The 22,449-nt window shown below is 33.6% G+C and carries 19 protein-coding genes and 2 pseudogenes; 1 reads left to right on the top strand and 20 read right to left on the bottom strand.

Going from position 1 to position 22,449, the window contains the following annotated elements; all coding sequences use genetic code 11:
- From A9G31_RS05350 to moaC, 5 genes and pseudogenes are all read right to left on the bottom strand, one after another.
- Window positions 1-237: pseudogene (locus tag A9G31_RS05350) on the bottom strand (sulfatase-like hydrolase/transferase); the annotation flags it as partial.
- A gap of 170 nt (window positions 238-407) precedes the next feature.
- Window positions 408-1,105: pseudogene (locus A9G31_RS05355) on the bottom strand (Bax inhibitor-1/YccA family protein).
- Between the two features lie 60 nt (window positions 1,106-1,165).
- The gene (gene moaE / locus A9G31_RS05360; protein WP_065560192.1) at window positions 1,166-1,609 is read right to left on the bottom strand and encodes a molybdopterin synthase catalytic subunit MoaE; all 444 of its coding nucleotides are present in this window, start codon (window positions 1,607-1,609) and stop codon (window positions 1,166-1,168) included.
- Between the two features lie 4 nt (window positions 1,610-1,613).
- Complete coding sequence (gene moaD / locus A9G31_RS05365) at window positions 1,614-1,859, bottom strand: molybdopterin synthase sulfur carrier subunit (RefSeq protein ID WP_065560773.1); 246 nt, start codon at window positions 1,857-1,859, stop codon at window positions 1,614-1,616.
- A gap of 10 nt (window positions 1,860-1,869) precedes the next feature.
- Complete coding sequence (moaC, locus tag A9G31_RS05370; RefSeq protein WP_065560774.1) at window positions 1,870-2,355, bottom strand: cyclic pyranopterin monophosphate synthase MoaC; 486 nt, start codon at window positions 2,353-2,355, stop codon at window positions 1,870-1,872.
- A gap of 202 nt (window positions 2,356-2,557) precedes the next feature.
- Here moaC and priA point away from each other — a divergent pair, with 202 nt between their 5' ends.
- Window positions 2,558-4,726, top strand: a complete 2,169-nt coding sequence (gene priA, locus A9G31_RS05375; protein WP_065560775.1) for a primosomal protein N' — start codon at window positions 2,558-2,560, stop codon at window positions 4,724-4,726.
- A 44-nt stretch (window positions 4,727-4,770) separates the two neighbouring features.
- Here priA and A9G31_RS05380 read toward each other — a convergent pair whose 3' ends face one another.
- The 15 genes from A9G31_RS05380 to A9G31_RS05450 all read right to left on the bottom strand — a co-directional run bounded on the left by A9G31_RS05380 (window position 4,771) and on the right by A9G31_RS05450 (window position 22,307).
- On the bottom strand, window positions 4,771-5,082 hold the full coding sequence (locus A9G31_RS05380) for a ComEA family DNA-binding protein (protein ID WP_065560776.1): 312 nt from the start codon (window positions 5,080-5,082) through the stop codon (window positions 4,771-4,773).
- Window positions 5,083-5,235: 153 nt separating this feature from the next.
- A complete protein-coding gene (locus tag A9G31_RS05385) occupies window positions 5,236-7,095 on the bottom strand; it encodes a SurA N-terminal domain-containing protein (RefSeq protein WP_065560777.1) in 1,860 nt (619 codons plus the stop codon).
- A 136-nt stretch (window positions 7,096-7,231) separates the two neighbouring features.
- A complete protein-coding gene (gene lon / locus A9G31_RS05390; protein WP_081299355.1) occupies window positions 7,232-9,667 on the bottom strand; it encodes an endopeptidase La in 2,436 nt (811 codons plus the stop codon).
- 187 nt (window positions 9,668-9,854) lie between these two features.
- Window positions 9,855-11,132, bottom strand: a complete 1,278-nt coding sequence (clpX, locus tag A9G31_RS05395; RefSeq protein WP_065560778.1) for an ATP-dependent protease ATP-binding subunit ClpX — start codon at window positions 11,130-11,132, stop codon at window positions 9,855-9,857.
- 10 nt (window positions 11,133-11,142) lie between these two features.
- Complete coding sequence (gene clpP / locus A9G31_RS05400; RefSeq protein ID WP_065560779.1) at window positions 11,143-11,745, bottom strand: ATP-dependent Clp endopeptidase proteolytic subunit ClpP; 603 nt, start codon at window positions 11,743-11,745, stop codon at window positions 11,143-11,145.
- Between the two features lie 92 nt (window positions 11,746-11,837).
- Complete coding sequence (gene tig / locus A9G31_RS05405) at window positions 11,838-13,139, bottom strand: trigger factor (RefSeq protein ID WP_065560780.1); 1,302 nt, start codon at window positions 13,137-13,139, stop codon at window positions 11,838-11,840.
- 105 nt (window positions 13,140-13,244) lie between these two features.
- On the bottom strand, window positions 13,245-14,273 hold the full coding sequence (gene lpxD, locus A9G31_RS05410) for a UDP-3-O-(3-hydroxymyristoyl)glucosamine N-acyltransferase (RefSeq protein ID WP_065560781.1): 1,029 nt from the start codon (window positions 14,271-14,273) through the stop codon (window positions 13,245-13,247).
- Window positions 14,273-14,761 (bottom strand): OmpH family outer membrane protein, encoded by a 489-nt coding sequence (locus A9G31_RS05415; RefSeq protein ID WP_065560782.1) that lies wholly within the window; start codon window positions 14,759-14,761, stop codon window positions 14,273-14,275. The genes lpxD and A9G31_RS05415 overlap by 1 nt, the downstream gene beginning before the upstream one ends.
- Before the next feature lie 36 nt (window positions 14,762-14,797).
- Window positions 14,798-17,221 (bottom strand): outer membrane protein assembly factor BamA, encoded by a 2,424-nt coding sequence (gene bamA / locus A9G31_RS05420; protein ID WP_065560783.1) that lies wholly within the window; start codon window positions 17,219-17,221, stop codon window positions 14,798-14,800.
- Window positions 17,222-17,246: 25 nt separating this feature from the next.
- Window positions 17,247-18,566 (bottom strand): RIP metalloprotease RseP, encoded by a 1,320-nt coding sequence (gene rseP, locus A9G31_RS05425; RefSeq protein ID WP_176700359.1) that lies wholly within the window; start codon window positions 18,564-18,566, stop codon window positions 17,247-17,249.
- A gap of 13 nt (window positions 18,567-18,579) precedes the next feature.
- Entirely contained in the window at window positions 18,580-19,422 is an 843-nt protein-coding gene (locus A9G31_RS05430; protein WP_065560785.1) for a phosphatidate cytidylyltransferase, read from the bottom strand.
- Window positions 19,416-20,147, bottom strand: coding sequence for an isoprenyl transferase (locus A9G31_RS05435; RefSeq protein ID WP_065560786.1), 732 nt, complete (start codon window positions 20,145-20,147; stop codon window positions 19,416-19,418). Before A9G31_RS05435 ends, A9G31_RS05430 begins: the two co-directional genes overlap by 7 nt.
- 51 nt (window positions 20,148-20,198) lie before the next feature.
- A complete protein-coding gene (gene crp, locus A9G31_RS05440) occupies window positions 20,199-20,831 on the bottom strand; it encodes a cAMP-activated global transcriptional regulator CRP (protein WP_065560787.1) in 633 nt (210 codons plus the stop codon).
- Between the two features lie 77 nt (window positions 20,832-20,908).
- Window positions 20,909-21,115: a YheU family protein gene (locus tag A9G31_RS05445; protein ID WP_065560788.1), complete on the bottom strand. Its 207-nt coding sequence runs from the start codon at window positions 21,113-21,115 to the stop codon at window positions 20,909-20,911.
- A 232-nt stretch (window positions 21,116-21,347) separates the two neighbouring features.
- On the bottom strand, window positions 21,348-22,307 hold the full coding sequence (locus A9G31_RS05450) for a hypothetical protein (RefSeq protein WP_141671388.1): 960 nt from the start codon (window positions 22,305-22,307) through the stop codon (window positions 21,348-21,350).
- Window positions 22,308-22,449 lie beyond the last annotated feature (142 nt).

A 22,449-nucleotide genomic window follows, 5' to 3' on the forward strand; every position in this document is an offset into this window, starting at 1 on the left:
AATAAAGCTAAATATTGCAGCTAAAATAATATTGCGAATAGCTTGTTTAAACCATAAAAGAGGTATACAAACAACCAAAAGTAATAAATAAGCCGAGAAAAAATGCCCCAATACAGCAAATATTGAAAATGCCACACTCGGCCAATTAAATGATGCCTCGGGGACAAGAAAGAAACGAATTGATAGTATTGATGAAATAAATAGATTAATTAAGGCAAAATAGTATAATTTTTTCATAGTGTTAAGTAAGTTATTAATTCATTATAATAAGAATTTTACTGTATTTTATATTGAAACATAGTCTTTCCTGAAACTTTTTAATAAACTAGTACTAAAAAAATACGATTCTAATAAAATTTTAACAAAAAAGGCTCAATTTAGAGCCCTTTTAGTTGAATTAAATGCAATTATCGACGATCTGCAAAAATTCTTAACAACATAATGAATAAGTTAATAAAATCAAGATAAAGGGTTAGTGCACCTAAAACAACAAATCTCCTAAACATATTAGGATCATCCTGCGATAATTGATCGCCAAATTCTTTCAGGTTTTGCGTATGATAAGCTGTTAATCCAGCAAAAACAAATACACCAATATACGTAATAGCCCACATCAACGGCTGGCTTTGCATGAAGATATTAACGAGCGAAGCGATTATAATACCCACTAATCCCATAAATAAAAAGCTTCCAAAACCAGACAAATCACGTTTAGTGGTATAACCATAAAGAGCCAAAGCTGCAAACATTCCAGCTGTAATAAAAAATACACTTGCTATTGATGATGAAGTATAAACAATAAAATAAATCGAAAATGTGCAACCATTTAAAACCGAATAAAACATGAATAATGTTGTCGCAACAGCTCCAGAAAGGCGATTAATCAATGCAGAAATGGCAATAACTAAAGCAAATTCAGCAATAAGTAACACCCACATACCTTGATATAAAACGTTCAAAAGCGCATAGTTATTGGATGCAAACCAAGCAACTAGGGCTGTTAAAAGCAATCCGACGGCATCCAACCATAAACATGACTAATATATGTTTGCATGCGATTACTAGATTGTTCAATAATCGAGCCATTAGGTGAATTATTTCTCATTAATTACCTCTAGTTAAAAAAGAATGACATAACTTAATATCATTATATACTAAATAAATACTAATACCATTTTCTCAATGTTTCTTTATCTGTTTTTTTTGCTTCAACCCAAGTTTCGCCTTGGGGCGTTCGTTCTTTTTTCCAAAAAGGCGCTTCGTTCTTTAATACATCCATAATGAACTCTACTGCTGCAAACGCATCTGAACGATGTGCGCTACTTGCTCCCACAAAGACAATCTTTTCATTTGCGATAATTTCACCTACTCGATGAATTACCGCAACTCGACTTAATTGCCACCGCTCTCTAGCTTGGGCTATGATATTAGCTAAGACTTTCTCTGTCATTCCTGCATAATGTTCTAAAAATAAGCTTATCGTTTGTTTTTCATTACTACGAACTTTGCCCATAAAAGAGACAACAGCACCATCTTGTGGTAATTGTGAAAGCCAATCGTTTAACTTATTAACATCAATCGGCTGCTCACTAACATTGATAAGATCCATAATGTTATCCACCTGTTACTGGAGGAAAGAAAGCGATTTCATCGCCTTCTTTCACAATATAATCAAAATCAACCAACGTTTGATTTACAGCACATAAAACAGAGTTTTCCTTAAACGCCAAAAACCATTGTTCACCACGCTCACTTAACTGATCGATAAGATAGGAAACTGAAAGTTGATTAGCATCTAACATAACACTCTCAGTCCCAACTAATTCTCTAATTTGAGCGAAAAAAATAACTTTATTCATCTTCTATCTATTAAACCTTTTGGGCAATAAAGTCCCCTGACCTACCACCACTTTTCGTCAACAATCTTACTTGAGAAATCACCATATCTTTTTGAACCGCTTTGCACATGTCGTAAATGGTTAATGCTGCAATAGATGCGGCAACCATTGCTTCCATTTCAACTCCTGTTTGCCCATTCAATCGACAAAACGATTGAACTCGGACACAATTTTTTATTTGATCTACTTCAATGTTGATTTCAATTTTACTCAAAAAAAGTGGATGACAAAGGGGAATAAGATCCCAAGTCTTTTTAGCAGCTTGAATCCCTGCAATTCTCGCTGTTGCAAAAACATCGCCTTTATGATGTTTACCCTCAATAATCATCTTCAGTGTTTCAGCATTCATTAAAACTAATGACTCAGCTCTTGCTTCGCGTGTTGTTATTAGTTTTTCTGAGACATCAACCATATAGGCTTCACCTCGCTGATTAATGTGCGAAAATGATTCACTCATCCTTTAATCCTTACTATTTTATTAATCATCAATTTTTACCAAGATAGCAAATTTTATTAATAGTTACTACTAATCCTTTTTAAGCTATTGATGTAATAAATCTAGATGAATAAAAACTAGATTGTTTTTATAACTTTTGCGGGTTATGTAAAAACTGCGTACAATATAGCTTTATATAAATTATAATACCTGTGATTTTTTAATGCTTATCGCTCATATAGCCTTACCGGTACCACTTTACCAAATATTTGATTATCAATTAACCAAACCAGCTCAAGTTGGAATGCGGGTTAAAGTTCCTTTTGGTAAACGTGACGCAATAGGAATTATTGTTAGTATTGACGAAAAAACCGAATTTGATATTGAAAGCTTAAAAACGATTACAACTGTTATTGATACTGAACCTGTTTTTACGCCTTCTATTTGGCGGTTGTTAAACTGGGCTGCTAGTTATTACCATTATCCTATTGGCGAAGTTCTTTTTCATTCTATACCTGTTTTATTACGACAAGGGCGAAAAGCAATCAAGGAAGACACCAAACGATGGCAATTAACTCAATTGGGTAAAAATATTGATTTAAAATCATTATCACGGACTCCGAAACAAAAATTATTATTATCATCATTCAGAAATAATACCCCTTCTGAAAATGAAGTAAGTAGTACTATCTATCAAAAATTACAGAAAAAAAATCTTATAGAACAAGTAAACTATCAATCAGATAGTATTCAATGGCAAACCAATTTTTCAACAAATACTAGTTTAATTCAGTTAAATAAAGAGCAGACCTATGCTATAGAAACAATCAACAAAAAAAATCATCAATTTGAAGTATTTTTATTAGAAGGAGTGACTGGATCGGGTAAAACAGAAGTATATTTAAATATACTATCTAATATATTAGCTACAGGTAAGCAAGCATTAGTACTAGTTCCAGAAATTGGGTTAACACCACAAACAATTGGACGTTTCAAAAAACGCTTTAATGCGCCAATTGATATTTTGCACTCAGGATTAACGGATAAACAAAGACTCACTGTTTGGCTAAGAAGTAAACATGGTGAAAATGCTATTGTTGTTGGCACTCGCTCATCACTTTTTACTCCTTTTAAAGACTTAGGAATGATTATTATTGATGAAGAGCATGATAGTTCCTATAAACAACAAGAAGGTTGGCGTTATAATGCCCGAGATTTAGCAATTATTCGAGCAAAATTTAACAATGTTCCAATTGTTTTAGGCTCCGCAACACCGTCGCTTGAAACACTCAATAATATACAAAATCACAAATACCATTTATTACAATTAACCGAAAGAGCCGGTAATGCAATGCTAGCCAAACAGTCAATTTTGGATCTGCGTGGGTTAGTACTTACTGCAGGTTTATCTCAACCATTAATTGAACAAATAAAAAAACATTTATCTAATAATAATCAGGTAATGCTATTTTTAAATCGCCGAGGCTTTTCACCATTGTTAATATGCCATGACTGTGGATGGATTGCTGAATGTCCTCGCTGTGATAGACCTTATACACTACATCAAAAACAACACAAACTTATATGTCATTATTGTGATACACCGAGGACGATTCCTAAACAATGCCCAAAATGTGGATCAACTCATTTAATGCCTATTGGATTTGGAACAGAACAACTTGAACAACAACTTGAAATCCTTTTTCCTAATATTAAAATTAGTCGCATTGATCGAGACACAGTGAGTAAAAAAGGCGCGTTAGATAACTATTTACAAAGTATTCAACAAGGTGGCGCACACATTTTAGTTGGCACGCAAATTTTAGCTAAAGGGCATCATTTCCCTGATGTAACTTTAGTTGGAATTGTCGATGTTGATGGGGCATTATTCTCAAGTGATTTTAGGGCAACTGAGCGATTTGCCCAAATTTATACTCAAGTATCTGGAAGAGCCGGTCGTGAAACTAAAGCAGGACAAGTTATTTTACAAACTTATCATCCAGATCACCCTTTACTCAATATTTTACTAACTCAAGGTTATGAAAAATTTGCCAAATTAACGTTACAAGAACGGCAACATACACAATTACCTCCGTTTAGTTACCAAACATTAATTCGTGCAGCTGATCGTAACAATCATTACGCTCCAGTATTCTTACAGCATGTGCATGATTGGTTAAAAGAACATAGCAATAATACTTTATGGCAGCTGGGACCAATGCCTGCAAGTCAACCAAAGAAAGCAGGATATCATCGTTGGCAATTACTACTTCAACACACAAGTAGGCAACAATTACAGAAAATTTTGGATCAACTATTAATAGTAATAGGAAAATGGAGTGAAACATCAAAAGTAAGATGGAGCATTGATGTTGATCCTATTGATAATTAGATTGATATTATCTCCACCAATAATTAATTAGTGGAGATAATAAATTATAATATTATTTTACCAGCGTTTTTATCCAATGTTGCCTGCCCAATACCTGAAACTTCTTTTAATTGCTCAACTGAAACAAAAGGACCAAACTTTTCTCGGTATTCTATTATCTTCTGAGCTTTACTTGTCCCAATCCCTGTTAATACTTTTGATAATTCTTCTGCTGTTGCAGTATTAATGTTTACTTGAATAACTTGTTTCTGTTCCTGTTTAACAGGTGTGTGTGCTTCAGAAACCGAATTAGCAAAACTTATGTTCGAAAAAATAAGACTTGATAACATAATACATAATAGTGAAAATACTTTCATTTGATTAACCTCATAAAATAGTTCCGCAAGTAAATTTGCTTTATAACTATCTCACTTAATCAAATAAAAAAATTTCATTAATAATAAAAATGAGAAAAGCCACTAAAGTGGCTTTTCTTTTTTTCAATTATTTCAACTAATTTGGGAGCTAAATCACAAATTAGAATCCGGCATAATTTCTATCTTAGCTTTAGAGCGTATGTCAGCAGCGAGATAATAATGCGTATTACTAATGAATAACGGTAACAACTTAGAAGAAATATCTTCATATTCTGTTGGGGTATCCACCTTAGTTAGCACAACAATATAAGCATTTTTATCATCGATAAATTCCGCACCAAAAACAGACTTTTTTGATGGTGATGGATTTAAATTAAATACCATATTAACAACTTTTGGGTCAAGTTCGGTTGAATTTCGATTCAAAGTGTATCTTTTGGCAAACTGAACATTTTTAGCTTGTCCTGTTTCATTTAATTGAGCCAATATATTATCAACACTAGATTTAAACTGGTTTTGAGCCATTTTTGCATAGAGTTTTTTATGAATTTCATTTTTCACCTCATCAAACGGCGCAACACCTTCAGGACGATAATCAATTGTCTGTACAACAAAATCATACTTGCCATAATTTCTTTCAGCTATTATTAAATCAGAAATTTTTCCTGTTGCTTTACCATCAACTATCATTTCTTCACTAAAGACTACGTCGCTAACCTCAGGATGAGTAGTTATTCCAAATCTATCATTGAAAAATATCCAATCAGAGGTATTTACTTCTAGTCCAACTTTCTTCGCAAGCTCTTCAATAGTTTTTGGAGAATCATTTAATGCAGTTTTAATTTTATTTTCTTCAGCGTCCAAAGTTTGCTGTATTTTTTGTTTTGTCAGTTTTGAGTCAATTTGATACTTCGCAAAATCAAAATCCATAACCTTAGAAGGCTGTATACCATCTAATTTAACAATTGCATAACCGCCATCAACTTTAATCGGTGATGAAATTTTCCCTACTTTTTTCAACTGGGCATCTTTAAAAACTTGAGGTAAAGAATTATCATCAGCAAACCACCCTAATGAACCATTTTTACCATATGGAGAAATATCATGATTTTGATTAATAGTTTTAGCAAAATTATCAAAATCAGCCCCAGAAGAAAGATCTTTTGCAATTTTATTAGCTTGTTGTTCATCAGTAACAAAAATTACACTATAGGCTCTCTTAGCTGGATATGAATAAGTTTTAATATTTTTATTATACTCATTCTTAATCTCATCTTCAGTGACGTTAACTGTTTTTCTTATAACATCTTCTGATACAAAAATATATTTAACTTTTACTCTCTCTTTCCTAAAAAATTCTTTTAAATTTTCGTTATAATATTTTTGTTCATCATCTATCGTGATATTTGCTTCATCAATATCACTTATTGAAGTATTAACTGAAGTAGCATATACGCTTCTAGTTTGATTTTTAAGTGAAGATATTTCAGAATCAATTGGCAAAACAAAACTGCTATTTGTCAAAGCATTAATCACCTGTTGTTGCTGCAATACAGTTCTTATAATTTCGGCATAAGTATCTGGAGTGATACTATTTTCAGCTAGAAGGCTTAAATATTTTTGATTATCAAATTTACCATTTATAAAAAACTCTCTTTGTTTTTTAATAAACTTTTTAATTTGATCATTACTGGCGGTAACACCAATATTTTTAGAAAATTTATAAGCTAAATAATTATCAATTTGATTTGATAATACACCTCGACGAACCTGTTTTATGAAAGAACTATCCCCTCCAGCATTATTTGTTGCTAGTCTAGCTTGAGCTTCAAATTCGGATCGACTAATACCGTCACCATCAACTTTTGCGATGTATTCTTGTTCATCTCGTACACTTCCACTGCTACCAAAGCCTAAAAATCCGACGCCAGTGAAAATAAAACATAAAATAATTATTGCAAAAATAATCTTAACAACAATATTATTTGCTGCTATTCGGACTGTCTCCATCATTTATTGCGATTCTCCATACTAAATGTTGAATTGTAAAAGTATAGCATATTTAACTAAATTGGCTATTATCCAATATGTTTTGCACCACAAAAAAAAGATCAACATAAAGTTGATCTTTTTTTAAACTAATAAATAATTAATTCAATCTGACAGAATGTTCTTCTCTATTTTTTAATTTCTTAATGGCTTTTTTAGCCGGTTGCTTTAATTTCAGCTTTTCATCTATTGGTTCAATGCCAAATGGATTATTTTGTAGCGCAACTGTAAGAACTTCATCGATCCATTTTACTGGATGTATATCAATTTCAGATTTTACATTGTCTGGAATTTCTTCCAAGTCTTTAACATTATCCATTGGAATTAATACGGTTTTAATTCCACCTCGGTGTGCAGCTAATAACTTCTCTTTTAATCCACCGATAGGTAAAACTTCTCCACGTAAAGTTATTTCTCCGGTCATAGCAACATCAGAACGAACAGGATTCCCCGTTAACGTTGAAATTAGTGAAGTACACATTGCAATACCTGCGCTAGGACCATCCTTTGGCGTTGCTCCATCAGGCACATGTACATGGATATCGCGTTTTTCATAAAAATCACTATTAATACCCAATTTTTCTGCACGAGATCGAACAACTGTCAACGCCGTTTGAATCGACTCTTGCATTACATCACCTAATGAACCAGTGTAAGTCAATTTTCCTTTACCTAGTACACTTACTGATTCAATAGTAAGTAAGTCTCCACCAACTTCTGTCCACGCAAGACCAATAACCTGACCGATGCGGTTTTCGTTATCTGCTTTACCGTAATCAAAACGCTGTATTCCCAAGAAATCTTTTAAGTTATCTTGTGTTACCGTTACTTTTTTCAATTTGCTATTTAATGCTAATTGCTTAACAACTTTACGACAAATTTTTGCGATTTCTCTTTCTAAGTTTCTAACCCCAGCTTCACGCGTATAATAACGTATGATACCAATAATGGCTGAATCATCAATACTAATTTCTTTTGATTTTAAACCATTATTTTCTATCTGCTTAGCAATTAAGTGTTGCTTTGCTATATTCAACTTTTCATCTTCTGTATAACCAGAAAGGCGAATAACTTCCATTCGATCCAATAATGGCGCAGGAATATTCATAGAATTAGCAGTTGCAACAAACATCACATCAGATAAATCGTAGTCAACTTCTAAATAATGGTCACTGAAAGCATTATTTTGTTCTGGATCAAGTACTTCTAATAAAGCTGATGCTGGATCACCACGCATATCCGATGCCATCTTATCTATTTCATCCAATAAAAATAACGGGTTTTTAACTCCCACTTTAACCATACGCTGAATTAATTTACCCGGCATCGAACCAATGTAAGTACGCCTATGTCCGCGTATCTCAGCCTCGTCGCGCACGCCACCAAGTGCCATTCGTATATACTGACGTCCTGTTGCTTTAGCTATTGATTGGCCAAGTGATGTTTTCCCTACCCCTGGAGGACCAACTAAACATAAAATTGGACCTTTAACTTTATTGACACGACCTTGAACTGCTAAATATTCCAAGATTCTATCTTTTACTCGCTCAAGTCCATAATGATCTTTATCTAATACTCTTTGTGCAACTTCAATATCCTTTTTAACTTTGCTCCGCTTAAACCAAGGAACTTGAAGCATCCAATCAATATAACCTCGAACAACCGTTGCTTCAGCAGACATTGCTGGCATCATTTTAAGTTTATTAAGCTCAGCTAATGCTTTGTCTGTAGCTTCTTTTGGCATTTTAGCTTTAGTAATTTTTTCTTTTAATTCTTCATATTCATCAGGCTTATTGTCTATATCGCCTAACTCTTTATGAATCGCTTTAATTTGCTCATTAAGGTAATATTCCTTTTGAGCTTTTTCCATTTGCTGTTTAACTCGTTGTCGAATATTTTTTTCAACTTGTAATAAATCAATTTCTGATTCCATCAAGGAAATAAGCAATTCAAAACGTTTTACAAGATTTGCTGTTACTAAAATCTCTTGTTTTTGTTCAACTTTTAAAAAAAGAGTAGCAGCAATAGAGTCTGCTAAACGTGATGGTTCTTTAAGAAGACGTATAGAATCAACAACTTCTTGAGTTACTTTTTTGTTAAGTTTTGAGTATTCATCAAAGTTAGATAAAGTTAAGCGTATCATAGCTTCACTTATATCAGTGGCTTTTTTAATTTCACTTAATGTCTTAACTTTGGCAATAAAAAATTCATTGTTTTTATGCTCAACAATGTCGGTCATTTTTGCTCTTTCAACACCTTCAACAAGAACTTTTACTGTCCCATCAGGTAATTGAAGTAACTGTAAAACATTAGCCATTGTTCCAACATTATATAAATCATCTATATCAGGATCATCTTGAGAAGGATTTTTTTGGGTTACAAGGAAAACTTGCTTATCCATTTCCATTGCACCTTCTAGGCAACGTATTGATTTACTTCTACCAACAAAGAGAGGAATCACCATATGTGGAAATACAACAACATCACGCAATGGTAAAATAGGCATAATCATTTGTTTAGTTCGTTTTATTTTCATTTTATTCTCTCTAGTAGTACAAACCCATTAGGTAAATATTGGGGTTGTTTTTAGATATTCAAGCCTATCTTTTTGTTTGAACATACACTAATTCTAGAACATCTTGGCTATATTCATGGAAACTTTGCTTTAATATTAATTTTAAGTATAGCCCTTGCCATCATATTTATGATGGCAAATATTTATTTCAAGCAGACATTTCAGCATCTTCACGCTGGATTAATTTGGGCGCTAGAGATTGTTCAACAGTTTCTTTTTCTACAACTACTTTATTAATGGTATTCATTGATGGTAAGTCATACATTGTATCTAATAATATATTTTCCACAATTGAACGCAACCCCCTCGCACCGGTTTTCCGTTGCATCGCTTTTATAGCTATGGCATCTAAAGCTTCTTTTGTAAACTCAAGTTCAACACCATCAAGCTTGAACAATGTTTGAAATTGTTTAGTTAAAGCATTTTTAGGTTCAGTTAGAATATTAATTAAAGCATTTTTATCTAATTCAGATAATGTTCCAATGACAGGTAACCTTCCAATAAACTCAGGAATTAAACCAAACTTAACCAAGTCTTCTGCCTCAATTTGTGCTAATAGCTCCGACTCAGAAAGTCTATTTTTGGTACTTTTCACATCGGCCCCAAAACCTATTCCTGTATTAATAGATACACGATTTTCAATGACTTTATCCAAGCCACTAAATGCTCCGCCACAAATGAATAAAATTTTTGAAGTATCAACCTGTAAAAATTCCTGTTGAGGATGTTTTCGCCCACCTTTTGGCGGAACTGAAGCAATAGTACCTTCAATAATTTTTAATAAAGCTTGTTGAACACCTTCACCAGATACATCTCTAGTAATAGATGGATTATCCGATTTTCGTGAAATTTTATCAATTTCATCAACGTAAATAATACCCCTCTGAGCTTTTTCAACATCATAATCGCAATTCTGTAATAACTTTTGAATGATATTTTCTACATCTTCACCAACATAACCGGCTTCAGTTAATGTTGTTGCATCGGCCATAGCAAAAGGTACATCTAAAAAACGGGCCAATGTTTCAGCTAATAACGTTTTACCACTACCAGTAGGCCCTATAAGCAGTATATTACTCTTGCCTAATTCAACATCATCACTACGACTAGCATGATTACGTAAACGCTTGTAATGATTATAAACGGCAACAGATAAAACTTTTTTGGCTCGTTCTTGACCAATTACATATTCATCAAGATGTTCCCTAATTTCATGTGGTGTCGGTAATGGCTTACTAATAAACTCTTCATGAGAAAGAAAACTTTTTTTCTCCTCTTTTAAAATATCATTACATAATCCTATACATTCATTACAAATATAAATAGATGATGGACCAGCAATAAGTTTACGGACTTCATGCTCACTTTTACCACAAAAAGTACAATAGAGTAATTTTTCTGAACTTTCTTTATTCACGTTTATCACCTACCCAACATTAAGATCGTTTATTATATATGGCATCAACTAAACCATATTCAACCGCTTTATCGGCAGACATAAAATTATCACGATCGGTATCTTTTTCAATCACACTAATATCTTGACCTGTGTGCATTGCTAAAATACTATTTAGACGATTTTTTACCTGTAAAATCTCTTGTGCGTGTATTTGAATATCTGAAGCCTGTCCTTGAAAACCACCTAATGGTTGATGAATCATTACACGAGCATTAGGCAAGCAATAACGTTTACCTTTAGCACCGGCTGTTAAAAGTAATGAACCCATTGAACATGCTTGCCCTAAACAAATTGTGCTAACATCTGGTTTTATAAATTGCATGGTATCATAAATTGCCATACCTGCTGTAACAACCCCACCAGGAGAATTAATATACAAATAGATATCTTTATCAGGATTTTCAGCTTCTAGAAATAACATTTGAGCAATAATAAGGTTTGCCATATTATCTTCAACTTGACCTGTCAAAAATATAACTCGCTCTTTTAATAGTCGTGAGTAAATATCATAAGCACGTTCACCCCGAGAGCTTTGTTCAACGACCATTGGAATAACACCCATATATGATTCTAAAGGCATTTTTATCTCCTAATTAACAAAATAGCCCAAACAGATAATACTTATTTGGGCTTTAAGTGATCTTTTTTTGATTAAATGAAAAATCTGATAGATTAAGCTATTTGCTGATTCATCAATTCAGAAAATGAATAATTCTTTTCTGTTACTTTTGCACTAGCTAACAAAAGATCTACAACTTGATCTTCTAATGCAACAGCTCGCATATTTTCCATTGCTTTTTTATCTTTACGATAATATTCTAAAACTTCCTTCGGATCTTCATATGCGGTTGCAATTTCATCGATTAACGCTTGAACGCGTGATTCATCAGCAGTTAATTTATTACTTTCAATGATTTCACTAAACAATAGACCTGTAGTAACACGTTTTTTAGCTTCAGCTTCAAATAATTCTTTAGGTAATTCCATACCTTGTTTAACATTACCACCAAAACGAGATAATGCTTGTTGACGCAATACATCAACTTCTCGGTCAATTAATGCCACTGGTACATCAATTTCATTATTTTTAACTAAACCATCAATAGCTTGTGTTTTAACTTTATTACGAATTGTTGCGTTAAGTTCCCTTGTCATATTTTTACGAACTTCAGCTCGCAAACTTTCAACGGTACCATCTACAATACCAAACCGTTTAACAACATCTTCTGTAAGTTCAGGTAATTCAAGTTCTTCAACCTTTTTAAGTGTAGATGCGAATACAGCAGGTTTACCTTTAAGGTTTTCAGCATGATAGTTTTCAGGAAAAGTAACATTAATATCAAATTTATCACCTGCTTTATGACCAATAATAGCATCTTCAAAACCAGGGATCATACGACCTTGTCCTAGCACTAATGCAAAATCATTAGCCTTGCCACCTTCGAACTCAGCACCATCAACTTGACCAACAAAATCCAAAGTAACACGATATTGCTCTTCAGCTGCTTTTTCAACTTCTTTCCAAGTACCTTGTTGCTTACGTAATGTTTCAATCATTGTTTCAATATCTGCATCAGCAACTTGTGCAATTGGTTTTTCAACTTCAATTTTGTCTAAATTTTCAACTTTTATTTCTGGGTAAACTTCAAATTCAACTGTAAATGTATAGTCTTCGCCATTCTTATATTCCTTTGGAGTATAAGTAGGAGCTCCGGCTGGATTTAATTTTTCTTGAATAATTGCATCAACAAAATTTCGTTGCATTAAGTCGCTTAAAGCATCTTGTAAAATAGAAGCACCATAACGTTGTTCAACAATTTTTAAGGGCACTTTCCCTTTACGAAAACCGTCAATACGTACTTTTTTTGCTGTATTAATAAGCTCTTTATCAACTGCTTTTGTAATATCTTCAGCTTTAATTGTGATAGATAAACGTCGACCTAACCCTTGTGTTGTTTCTACCGAAACTTGCATCTTTATACCTCGAAATTATTGAATATTAGTTGCCCATAATTATATAAAAATGATAATTGAGCTAAAAATTAAAAAATAGGCATGCATTATACCGACCGTAATCGTCTACGTCGAGACATTTAATAGTTTCTTCTCAAGCGCTTTCAAGCGTTTATTCATTTCATCAATATGCAAAACTAATGATGCCGTTTTTCGCCATACTTTGTTTTCTTGCAATGGAATACCTGATGAATAAACACCGGGCTGTTTAATTGGGCGCATTACCATACCCATTCCTGTTACCGTAACTTGATCACATATTTCCATATGTCCGTTAATAACACTTGCACCACCAATCAAACAATGTCGACCAATAGTTAAACTTCCAGCCATAATAACGCCGCCAGCAACTGCTGTATGATCTCCAATTACATCGTTATGAGCAATCTGACATTGATTGTCAATAATAACACCATTACCAATAATAGTATCATCAAGTGCACCACGATCGATTGTTGTTGAAGCTCCAATTTCAACATTATCACCAATAATAACTCGTCCTAATTGAGGTATTTTAACCCACTTACCTTTATTATTAGCATAACCAAACCCATCTGCACCAATCACAGTCCCTGACTGAACTAAGCAATTTTCTCCAATAACACAATTGTGATAAACAGAGACATTAGCCCATAATTTTGTACCCGCACCAATTGTTGTATTTTTTCCAACAAAACACCCTGCACCAATAATGCAATTATCTCCTAATATCACACCACTTTCGATAACGGCATTAGCACCAATAGCAACATTACTGCCTAATCGAGCTGTCGAATCAATCACTGCCGATGTTGCTATATCTTTGGCGGGAGTAGGTGTTGTATCGAGGCATTGAGCTAATTTTGCATATGCTAGGTATGGATCTTTTACTATCAGAGCTGCACCATACCAATACTTCAGGCTTTCTTCTGTCATTACCACAGCAGAAGCATTGCATTCTAATAAATTATTTTGTAACTTTTTATCAGACAAAAATGTGATTTGACCTGATACTGCACTTTTCATTGATGCTATACCAGTGATGGCTAAATTACCATCACCATGTAACTTAGCATCTAGTTGCTTAGCCAACTGCTCTAAACGAAAGGAAAACATTATTTTTTAACCTGTTCCAGTACTTTATCTGAAATATTAACTGCATCTGAAGCAGACAGTACTGTTTCAGCATTTAAGATAATATCGTATTTTTCTATTTCAACAATATCTTTTACAGCTTCTTGGATTTTAGTTAATAATTTGCCAAATTCTTCTTTTTGGCGTTTCTGATAATCTGCAGAAAATGCCTTAGCTTTATTTTCAAAATCAGAAATTGTCTTATTTAATTTACTTTTTTCAGAAGAAGATAATGTTAAACCATCTTTTTTTAGACGGGCAGCCGCTTCACTAGCCCTTTTTTCATCAGCTTGTAACGACTTAGCTCTCGCTTCAAATTCACTATCTAATGCTTTAGCGACAGATTCTCGTTGAGGCATGCGTTGTAATACTGACATAACATCAACTACTCCAATTTTAACTTCAGCATTTGCAAAACTTGAAAAAAGCAATGCTAGACTAACACCAAGAACAGATATAATTTTTTTCACTTTAATCACCTATTTATTTTTATTTATAACATGGAATTACCATGTAGAACCTATATTAAATTGGAACTGTTGCGCTGAATCGCCATCATATTTCTTAAATGGTTGAGCGTAAGAAAATACCAAAGGACCTAATGGCGACATCCATTGTACTGCAAGTCCAGCGGACATTCTAATATCTGATGGAGAACTATAATCAGGGATATTATTTCCTTTTAAGTTCCATTCGCTATCCCATACAGTACCAGCATCAAAAAATAGTGATGTTCTAATGTTATCAGCATATTTCTCACTAGCAAATGGAGTCGGAATAATCAACTCAGAACTTGCAAAGGCTATAGCATTACCACCTACTGCATCTTTTGATCTTGCACATCCAGATGTATTATCTAAACTATCACAAACTCCACTTTTATTAAGATACACAGCTTTAGGGCCAACAGTATTTGATTTAAATCCACGTAGCACTGACGCGCCACCTGCATAAAAATTTTCGTAGAAAGGTAGCTCTTTACCACCTAACCCACCGCCATAACCTAATCGAGCTCGAGTTAAAAATATCCACTTATGGTCATTATCGATAGGATAATAATAAGAAGCATCTGAAACCAGCTTATAGAACCTATTATCAAATAATGGCGCAGTAACTTTAGCACTAGCGGTCATTTTGAGCCCATCGGTAGGGAAAAATCCACGATCTAAAGAGTTATATGTCCAATAAGCATTCAACAATAAATCATTGGTATCGAACGAAATAGAATTTTTATTTTTTACTTTCTCGCCCATGGAGTCAAAATAACGCCACATACCATATTGCGCCTGCATATCAGACAACTTATGATTCGCAAATTCTGTGCCAAAACGAACAAAATTATTTTCACTAATCGGGAAACCTAAATTAGCTGAGGCCCCCCAAGTCTTACTTGAATATTCTGATTCATCATCTTTATCGTCATTCTTATAAGTATTATAATAAATGCTACCGCCTAAACTTACACCATCTACAGTAAAATAAGGGTCTACGATAGAAATAGATGCTGTTTTGTCTGTGTCGGTGGTATTCACATCAAATGAGACACTATTACCTGTACCTAACCAGTTATCTTGCGAGATACCGGCATTAAAACTAAGACCACTATCAGAACCAACACCAACACCAAACTTGATACTACCAGTATTACGTTCAGCAACTTTATAAATAATATCAACTTGATCATTAATTCCAGGCACACGTTCAGTATTAGCTTCAACAGTATCAAAAAAACCAAGACGATTTAAACGTTCTTTACCTAATTCAACTAATCCATTACTTAACCAAGCCCCTTCCATCTGTCGAAGCTCACGGCGTATTACACTTTCACTAGTTACGGTATTACCAACTATCTTAATATTACGAACATAAAAACGTTCACCAACATCAACAATAACAATTAATTTAACGGTATGGGCAGTATCATCCATTTCGGGTTGAATGGAAACTCGAGGGAATGCATAACCAAAATTAGCAAGTAATCGTTTAATATTATCTTCAATTTCGGTGATTTTTTTACCATTATAAAGCTCACCAACTGTGACTTTTTCATTAGCAATTTTAGCAATTTCTTCTTTATGGCCTGAAAAATTGCCCATAAAGTCAAGCTCAGATAACTTATATTGTTCGCCTTCATGGATATTGATTGTAACGTATATGCCTTTTTTGTCTGGCGTTAAACTGACTTGCGTTGACTCAATATTAAAGCGAGCATATCCACGATTTAAATAAAAGCTTTGCAATTCATCCAAATCTGATGCTAATTTTTGTTTTTGATATTTACGATCTCCGAGCATATTCCACCATGGTACCTCATCACGCAAAGTAAAGCGTGAAATAAGTTCTTCAGATGAAAAAGCTTTTGCACCAACAATGTTGATTTGATCGATTAATGCTGATTTACCTTCAGCAACAACTAATTTTAAATCGACACGATTACGAGATAGTGGAGTTACTACAGCCTTAATTTGAGCATTGTATTTACCTACACTATAGTAGAAGTCTTCTAAACCTTTTTCTATACCAGAAAGCATAGTACGATCTAATGCTTCTCCTTCACGAATACCTGAACTATCCAAGTTTTTCTTTAACATGTCATCTTTAACAGACTTATTACCAGAAAAAGTTATGCTAGCTATAGTGGGGCGTTCTTGCACATGAATAATTAAGCTATCACCATCTCGAGAGACAGTAATATTATCAAAATTCCCGCTAGAATATAGTGATTTGATGATATGACCTAAATCAGCCTCATTGACATAATCACCAATTTGAATTGGCATTTCAAGTAATGCAGCACCAACAGTAACACGCTGCAAACCTTCAAATTTGATATCTTTTACCACAAAATCATCAACACAAAATGCATTGGAACTATATATTGCTGTTGTACTTAACAACAAAGATGCTATAAGTGATTTATTTATTTTCATCGTAAATGTTTATAACCTCATCCCATCACAATCGTAAAATATCATTAAATAGTGCAATTCCCATTATTACCATCAACAAAAAAAAGCCAATACGAAAAAATCGTTCTTGAGCTTTATTTGATAAGGCTTTACCTTTTATCTTTTCAAATAATAAAAATATAAGATGCCCGCCATCTAACATAGGTAATGGAACAAGATTGATAACACCTAAACTTATACTAATAAAGGACAGAAAATATAAGTAAGGAGTAAAACCATAACTTGCTGTTTGCCCTGCGCTTTTTGCTATTGTTATTGGTCCAGACAAATGTTTTAGACCAATAACGCCTGTTATTAATTGATAAAGCGAACGAATGGTTAACTTTGTGGTTAACACCGTTTGCGCCATACCTTTATTAAAACCTTCTAAAAAATCATACTGCACAACTTTTGTATCGGTTGAGGGATACAAACCAGCAATGCCTTTTCCATCTATACCAATAGTTGGCACGAGTTTAAGATTAATATCTTTATTTTCTCGATTAATCTTTAACGTCATTGCTTGAGCTTTTTTAATTGTATTAGAAAAATCGTTCCAATCTTCATATGGTTGCTCATTATAACCAATAATTTTATCGCCAACACGTAAACCAGCTTTCTCAGCAGCCGAATCTGATACAATTTTACTCACAATTGGAATAACTTTCACCTTTTCAGGAACAAAACCAAATGCGGTAATTGCCGAATCCTGTTCTATATCAAAATACCAATTATTAATATCTACACTTTTTTTAACTTCTTTTGGGTTGTCGCCACTAGAACTATCAATATAAGAAAAAGACACATCGGTTTTACCCATTGCAGCAATTAATGCTAAATTTACATCACTCCATGTTTCTACTTTTATATTATCAATAGTTTTCAATTCTGCACCAACAGGAATTATCACTGTAGAAGCAGGTGTATTAGGTATAGTTTCTTTTATTTTAACAGGATAAATCTCTACACCCATTAAGAAAATTATCCAATAGATAATCAAAGCTAATATAAAATTAGCAAGTGGACCAGCAAAAATAATTGCTGCGCGTTGCCAAATTTTCTTTCTATCAAATGCAAACTTTTCGTTATTGCTTGATAATATTGTTGCTCGACTATCGAGCATTTTAACATAACCACCAAGCGGAACCATAGCAATTACCAATTCAGTTCCGCTTAAAAATTTATGAGACCACAATTTTTTACCAAAGCCAATTGAAAAACATTCAACTCGAACCTTGCATAAAAGAGCAACGCAAAAATGTCCAAACTCATGAATAGTAACCAATATACTTATGGTAATAACAAACAGTAACAGTGACCACAACAAAATCTATCACCTTTTATAATAAATAAAAAGTAAATGTAGCAAAAATAGGCACAGAAGCAGTCAAACTATCAATTCGATCTAACACTCCACCATGCCCAGGAATTAAGTGACCACTATCTTTAATACCGGCTTCACGTTTAAACATACTTTCAGTTAAGTCGCCTAAAACTGAAACTAAAATAGCCAACAAAGAGCTGATAAAAAAAGCTCCAAACGAAATATTTAACATGTTAAACATGTAAGTTATTACGCTAATTATAATTGCCACACTAATACCACCAATAAAGCCTTCTACGGTCTTACCTGGTGATACTCTTGGAGCTAATTTTCGCTGACCAAAATTGCGGCCTGCAAAATAAGCACCAGTATCTGTCGCCCATACTAGCACAAAGACATAAAGCAGCCAAACTGCGCCAGTGTAAGTATTAAGACTATAATTAATTGCTCTTAATTCAATCATACTAATAAAAAAAGGTACTATTGTAAAAAAAGCAAATAACAATTTTATTGCAATTGAATTGCACCAATATTTTGTCGTGGTCGGATAGCTTGTTACTAAAAACAACGCAATTAGCCACCATATAACGGATAAAGATAAAATCGTGATATTTAATTTTATTTTTAATTCAATAGAATTTGGTATTAAATAAAGTAAACTTAATAAAATAACAGTTGAAAAAGAAAAAATTAATTTTAAATACTTTTTAGTAATATGAAAAAACTGAGCCCACTCCCACGCAGCTAATCCACAAACCAGAATAATGGTGAAAGAAAACACTGGTAATGGAACAAAAAAAAGAACTACTACCACAAGCGGAATAAGCACGACTGCAGCAAGTATGCGATGGATTAACATGAATGCTCCTTATTATGAATACCACCGAAGCGTCGTTCTCTGGCATTAAATGCATCGATTGCTTCATCAAATAAAGTTTGGTTAAAATCAGGCCATAAAGTATTGGTAAAATAGAGTTCAGAATAAGCAATTTGCCATAATAAAAAATTACTGATTCGATATTCTCCGCCAGTACGAATAACCAAATCAACTTCAGGAAATTCGCTCATACACATTGTTGAACTAAAACGATCTTCAGTAATATCATCTAATGTTATTTTTCCATCAGTAACTTGCATCGTTATTTTTTTTGCTGATTGCAAAATATCCCAACGTCCACCATAATTGGCGGCAATATTCAGTACTAGTCCAGAATTGTGTTTTGTTAAATTTTGCGCATGAATAATCATATTTTGCAAATGATCACTAAAGCGAGAAATATCACCAATAATGTTCAAGCGAACATTATTTTTATTCAAACTTTTGACTTCTCTATTTAATGCATAAATAAAAAGGGAAATTAAAGCAGAAACTTCACTAGATGGACGCTTCCAGTTTTCACTACTAAAAGCATATAAAGTAAGAACTTTTACTTTTAATTCTGCAGCATACGCAACAATTTTTCGTACAGTTTTTAAACCTGCTCGATGACCAATAGCACGCAATTGGCTACGCTGCTGAGCCCAGCGACCATTGCCATCCATAATTATAGCCACATGACTTGGAATACATCTTTCTTGAGTCATGCCATATCTCGTATTGTATCAATCATTTTATCAATTTATTATTTTGACCAATTAACGTGTACCATAAACGACAATCGTTTTACCATGTGCAGAAATCAAATGTTGATCTTCAAGCATTTTTAAAATTCGTCCAACTGTTTCTCGTGAACAACCAACTATTTGCCCTATTTCTTGCCGTGTAATTTTAATTTGCATACCATCAGGATGAGTCATTGCATCAGGTTGTTTTGCAAGATTTAAAAGTGTTTGTGCAATGCGTCCAGCTACATCCAAAAATGCCAAATTGCTGACCTTTTCAGAAGTTACTTGTAATCGACTTGCCATTTGGCTGGCAAGTCGCATTAAAATATCAGGATTGACTTGAACGAGCTGCTTAAATTTTTTGTATGAAATTTCGGCCACTTCACAACTTGTTTTGGCTTTAACCCAAGCACTTCGCTCGGTGCCTTCTTCAAAAAGGCCTAATTCACCTAAAAACTGATTTTGATTCAAGTAAGACAAAATCATTTCGTTACCTTCATCATCTTTAATCAAAACAGCGACAGAACCTTTTAAAATATAATAGAGAGTTTCTGCTTTTTCACCTTGGTGTATAAGGGTGCTCTTAGCTGGGTATTTATGAATATGGCAGTGAGATAAAAACCATTCTAACGTTGTATCCGATTGCGGTTTACCAATCATTATTGCTACCTCTCTATTTAATTTACATCCAAGACACTATAACAAAGTTACACAATAAATCATATATTAACATACAATCATTATTTAATTAGTTTAATATCAATTGTTTCATGTAATTGTGACCAAAATATGACTGCAGAACCATTTGCTAACTGAAGTTTAACATCGTTAACTTTTTCTTGTAATGATGTTTCGTATAAACCGTAATCAGTACCTTCACGCAATACAAAATATTCTATAAGGTTATTTAACGTTTCAGGGTCAAGATCTTGCCAAGGAATATTCATTGTAAATTACATCGAGTTAAATTTAGTGCCATTTTAAATCATTAAGTTAATAATAAGAAGTGAGAATTTAATTATTATAGTTTTACTGAGTTTATCGGTTTTATATCAAGACTAAAATAGACAAGATACAAACTGTATTTTACCTAATACCTTCAATATTAAATTAAAACCACAAGCTAATAAAAAACCACTCCGAAGAGTGGCTTTTATAATGTAAGAATCTAGCTTACAATTAGTTTGTTTTAACTTGAAGTTTGTAACCTTGAATACCTGCTTTATGGGTGCTAAAGCTATAAACACTGTTATGCTTAGTACCAGAGACATCAGAACCTAAGAAGATAGTATCATTTGTGCCTTCTCTATTTCCATTACCGGTAAGAGAAGCTGTATCAGCTGTTATATTAGTACCTACAAAACCATCTGTAGATGAGACGTCATCACTATTACCTGTTACATGCCATTCAAACCTAAAGTCACGAGTATACTCAGATTCAGTATTTTGATAAATACCATCAGCATTTACATCATTCCATACTATAGCTGCATATCTTTCGCCATATTTAGGTACTAAAGTAGAACCTGATTTAGTATAGCTTTCGCGATTTAAAAGGTTACCTGTGCTATCAACTAGGAAAATACCTAACTCACCACTTGTAGGCATAATAGGGCCAGGATTTGTACCATTACCGTCATTACTAGAGTTACCTTCACCAGGCCCTCCAGGAAGGTGACCATCAGAATCTGGAGCTCCAGGGTTACTTGGATTAGTATCATCATGATTAGGTATGCCTGCCCCAAAGATATCGCTTGTCCATACCCACTGACCTTTTGTAGGAAGACCAAATTCAGTTTCTGCTCTAAGCTTGAAACCAATGCTGCTTTTACCAACGAAATCATTGGTAAATTCAAATTCAAGTTCACCTAATTCCGGGTCGGTAGCATCATAAGTTGATACTACCGTAGGTGTTGGAATGACAGCCCAAGTATTAGTTGAATCTTTTCCAGAAACTTCGAGTGACGCTTTTACTTTTCCTGCAGAAGTATTATCAGTATCACCATCTAAATCAGCTAATCGATATTTTATATGAACTTTATCACCTACTCTAACTACGTCACCTGCAGCATATGCTGTACCATCCGCATGGATTATATCGACAGTCAATTTGTTAGCTACATCTGTACTGGATTTCAATACTGGTGCATTACCGTTGATAAGATTAGCAGTTTCTTTCTGTAACGCAGCAAACGAACTACTTGCTGCATAGCCAGCTAGAAATAAGCCTAGTGCAACTTTTTTAATTGTAAGATTTTTCATGTTTAACTTCCTATTTTTC

Origin of the sequence: Gilliamella sp. Gris1-4 (genome assembly GCF_001690335.1) — a bacterium.
In the GTDB taxonomy this organism is placed as follows: domain Bacteria; phylum Pseudomonadota; class Gammaproteobacteria; order Enterobacterales; family Orbaceae; genus Gilliamella; species Gilliamella apicola_P.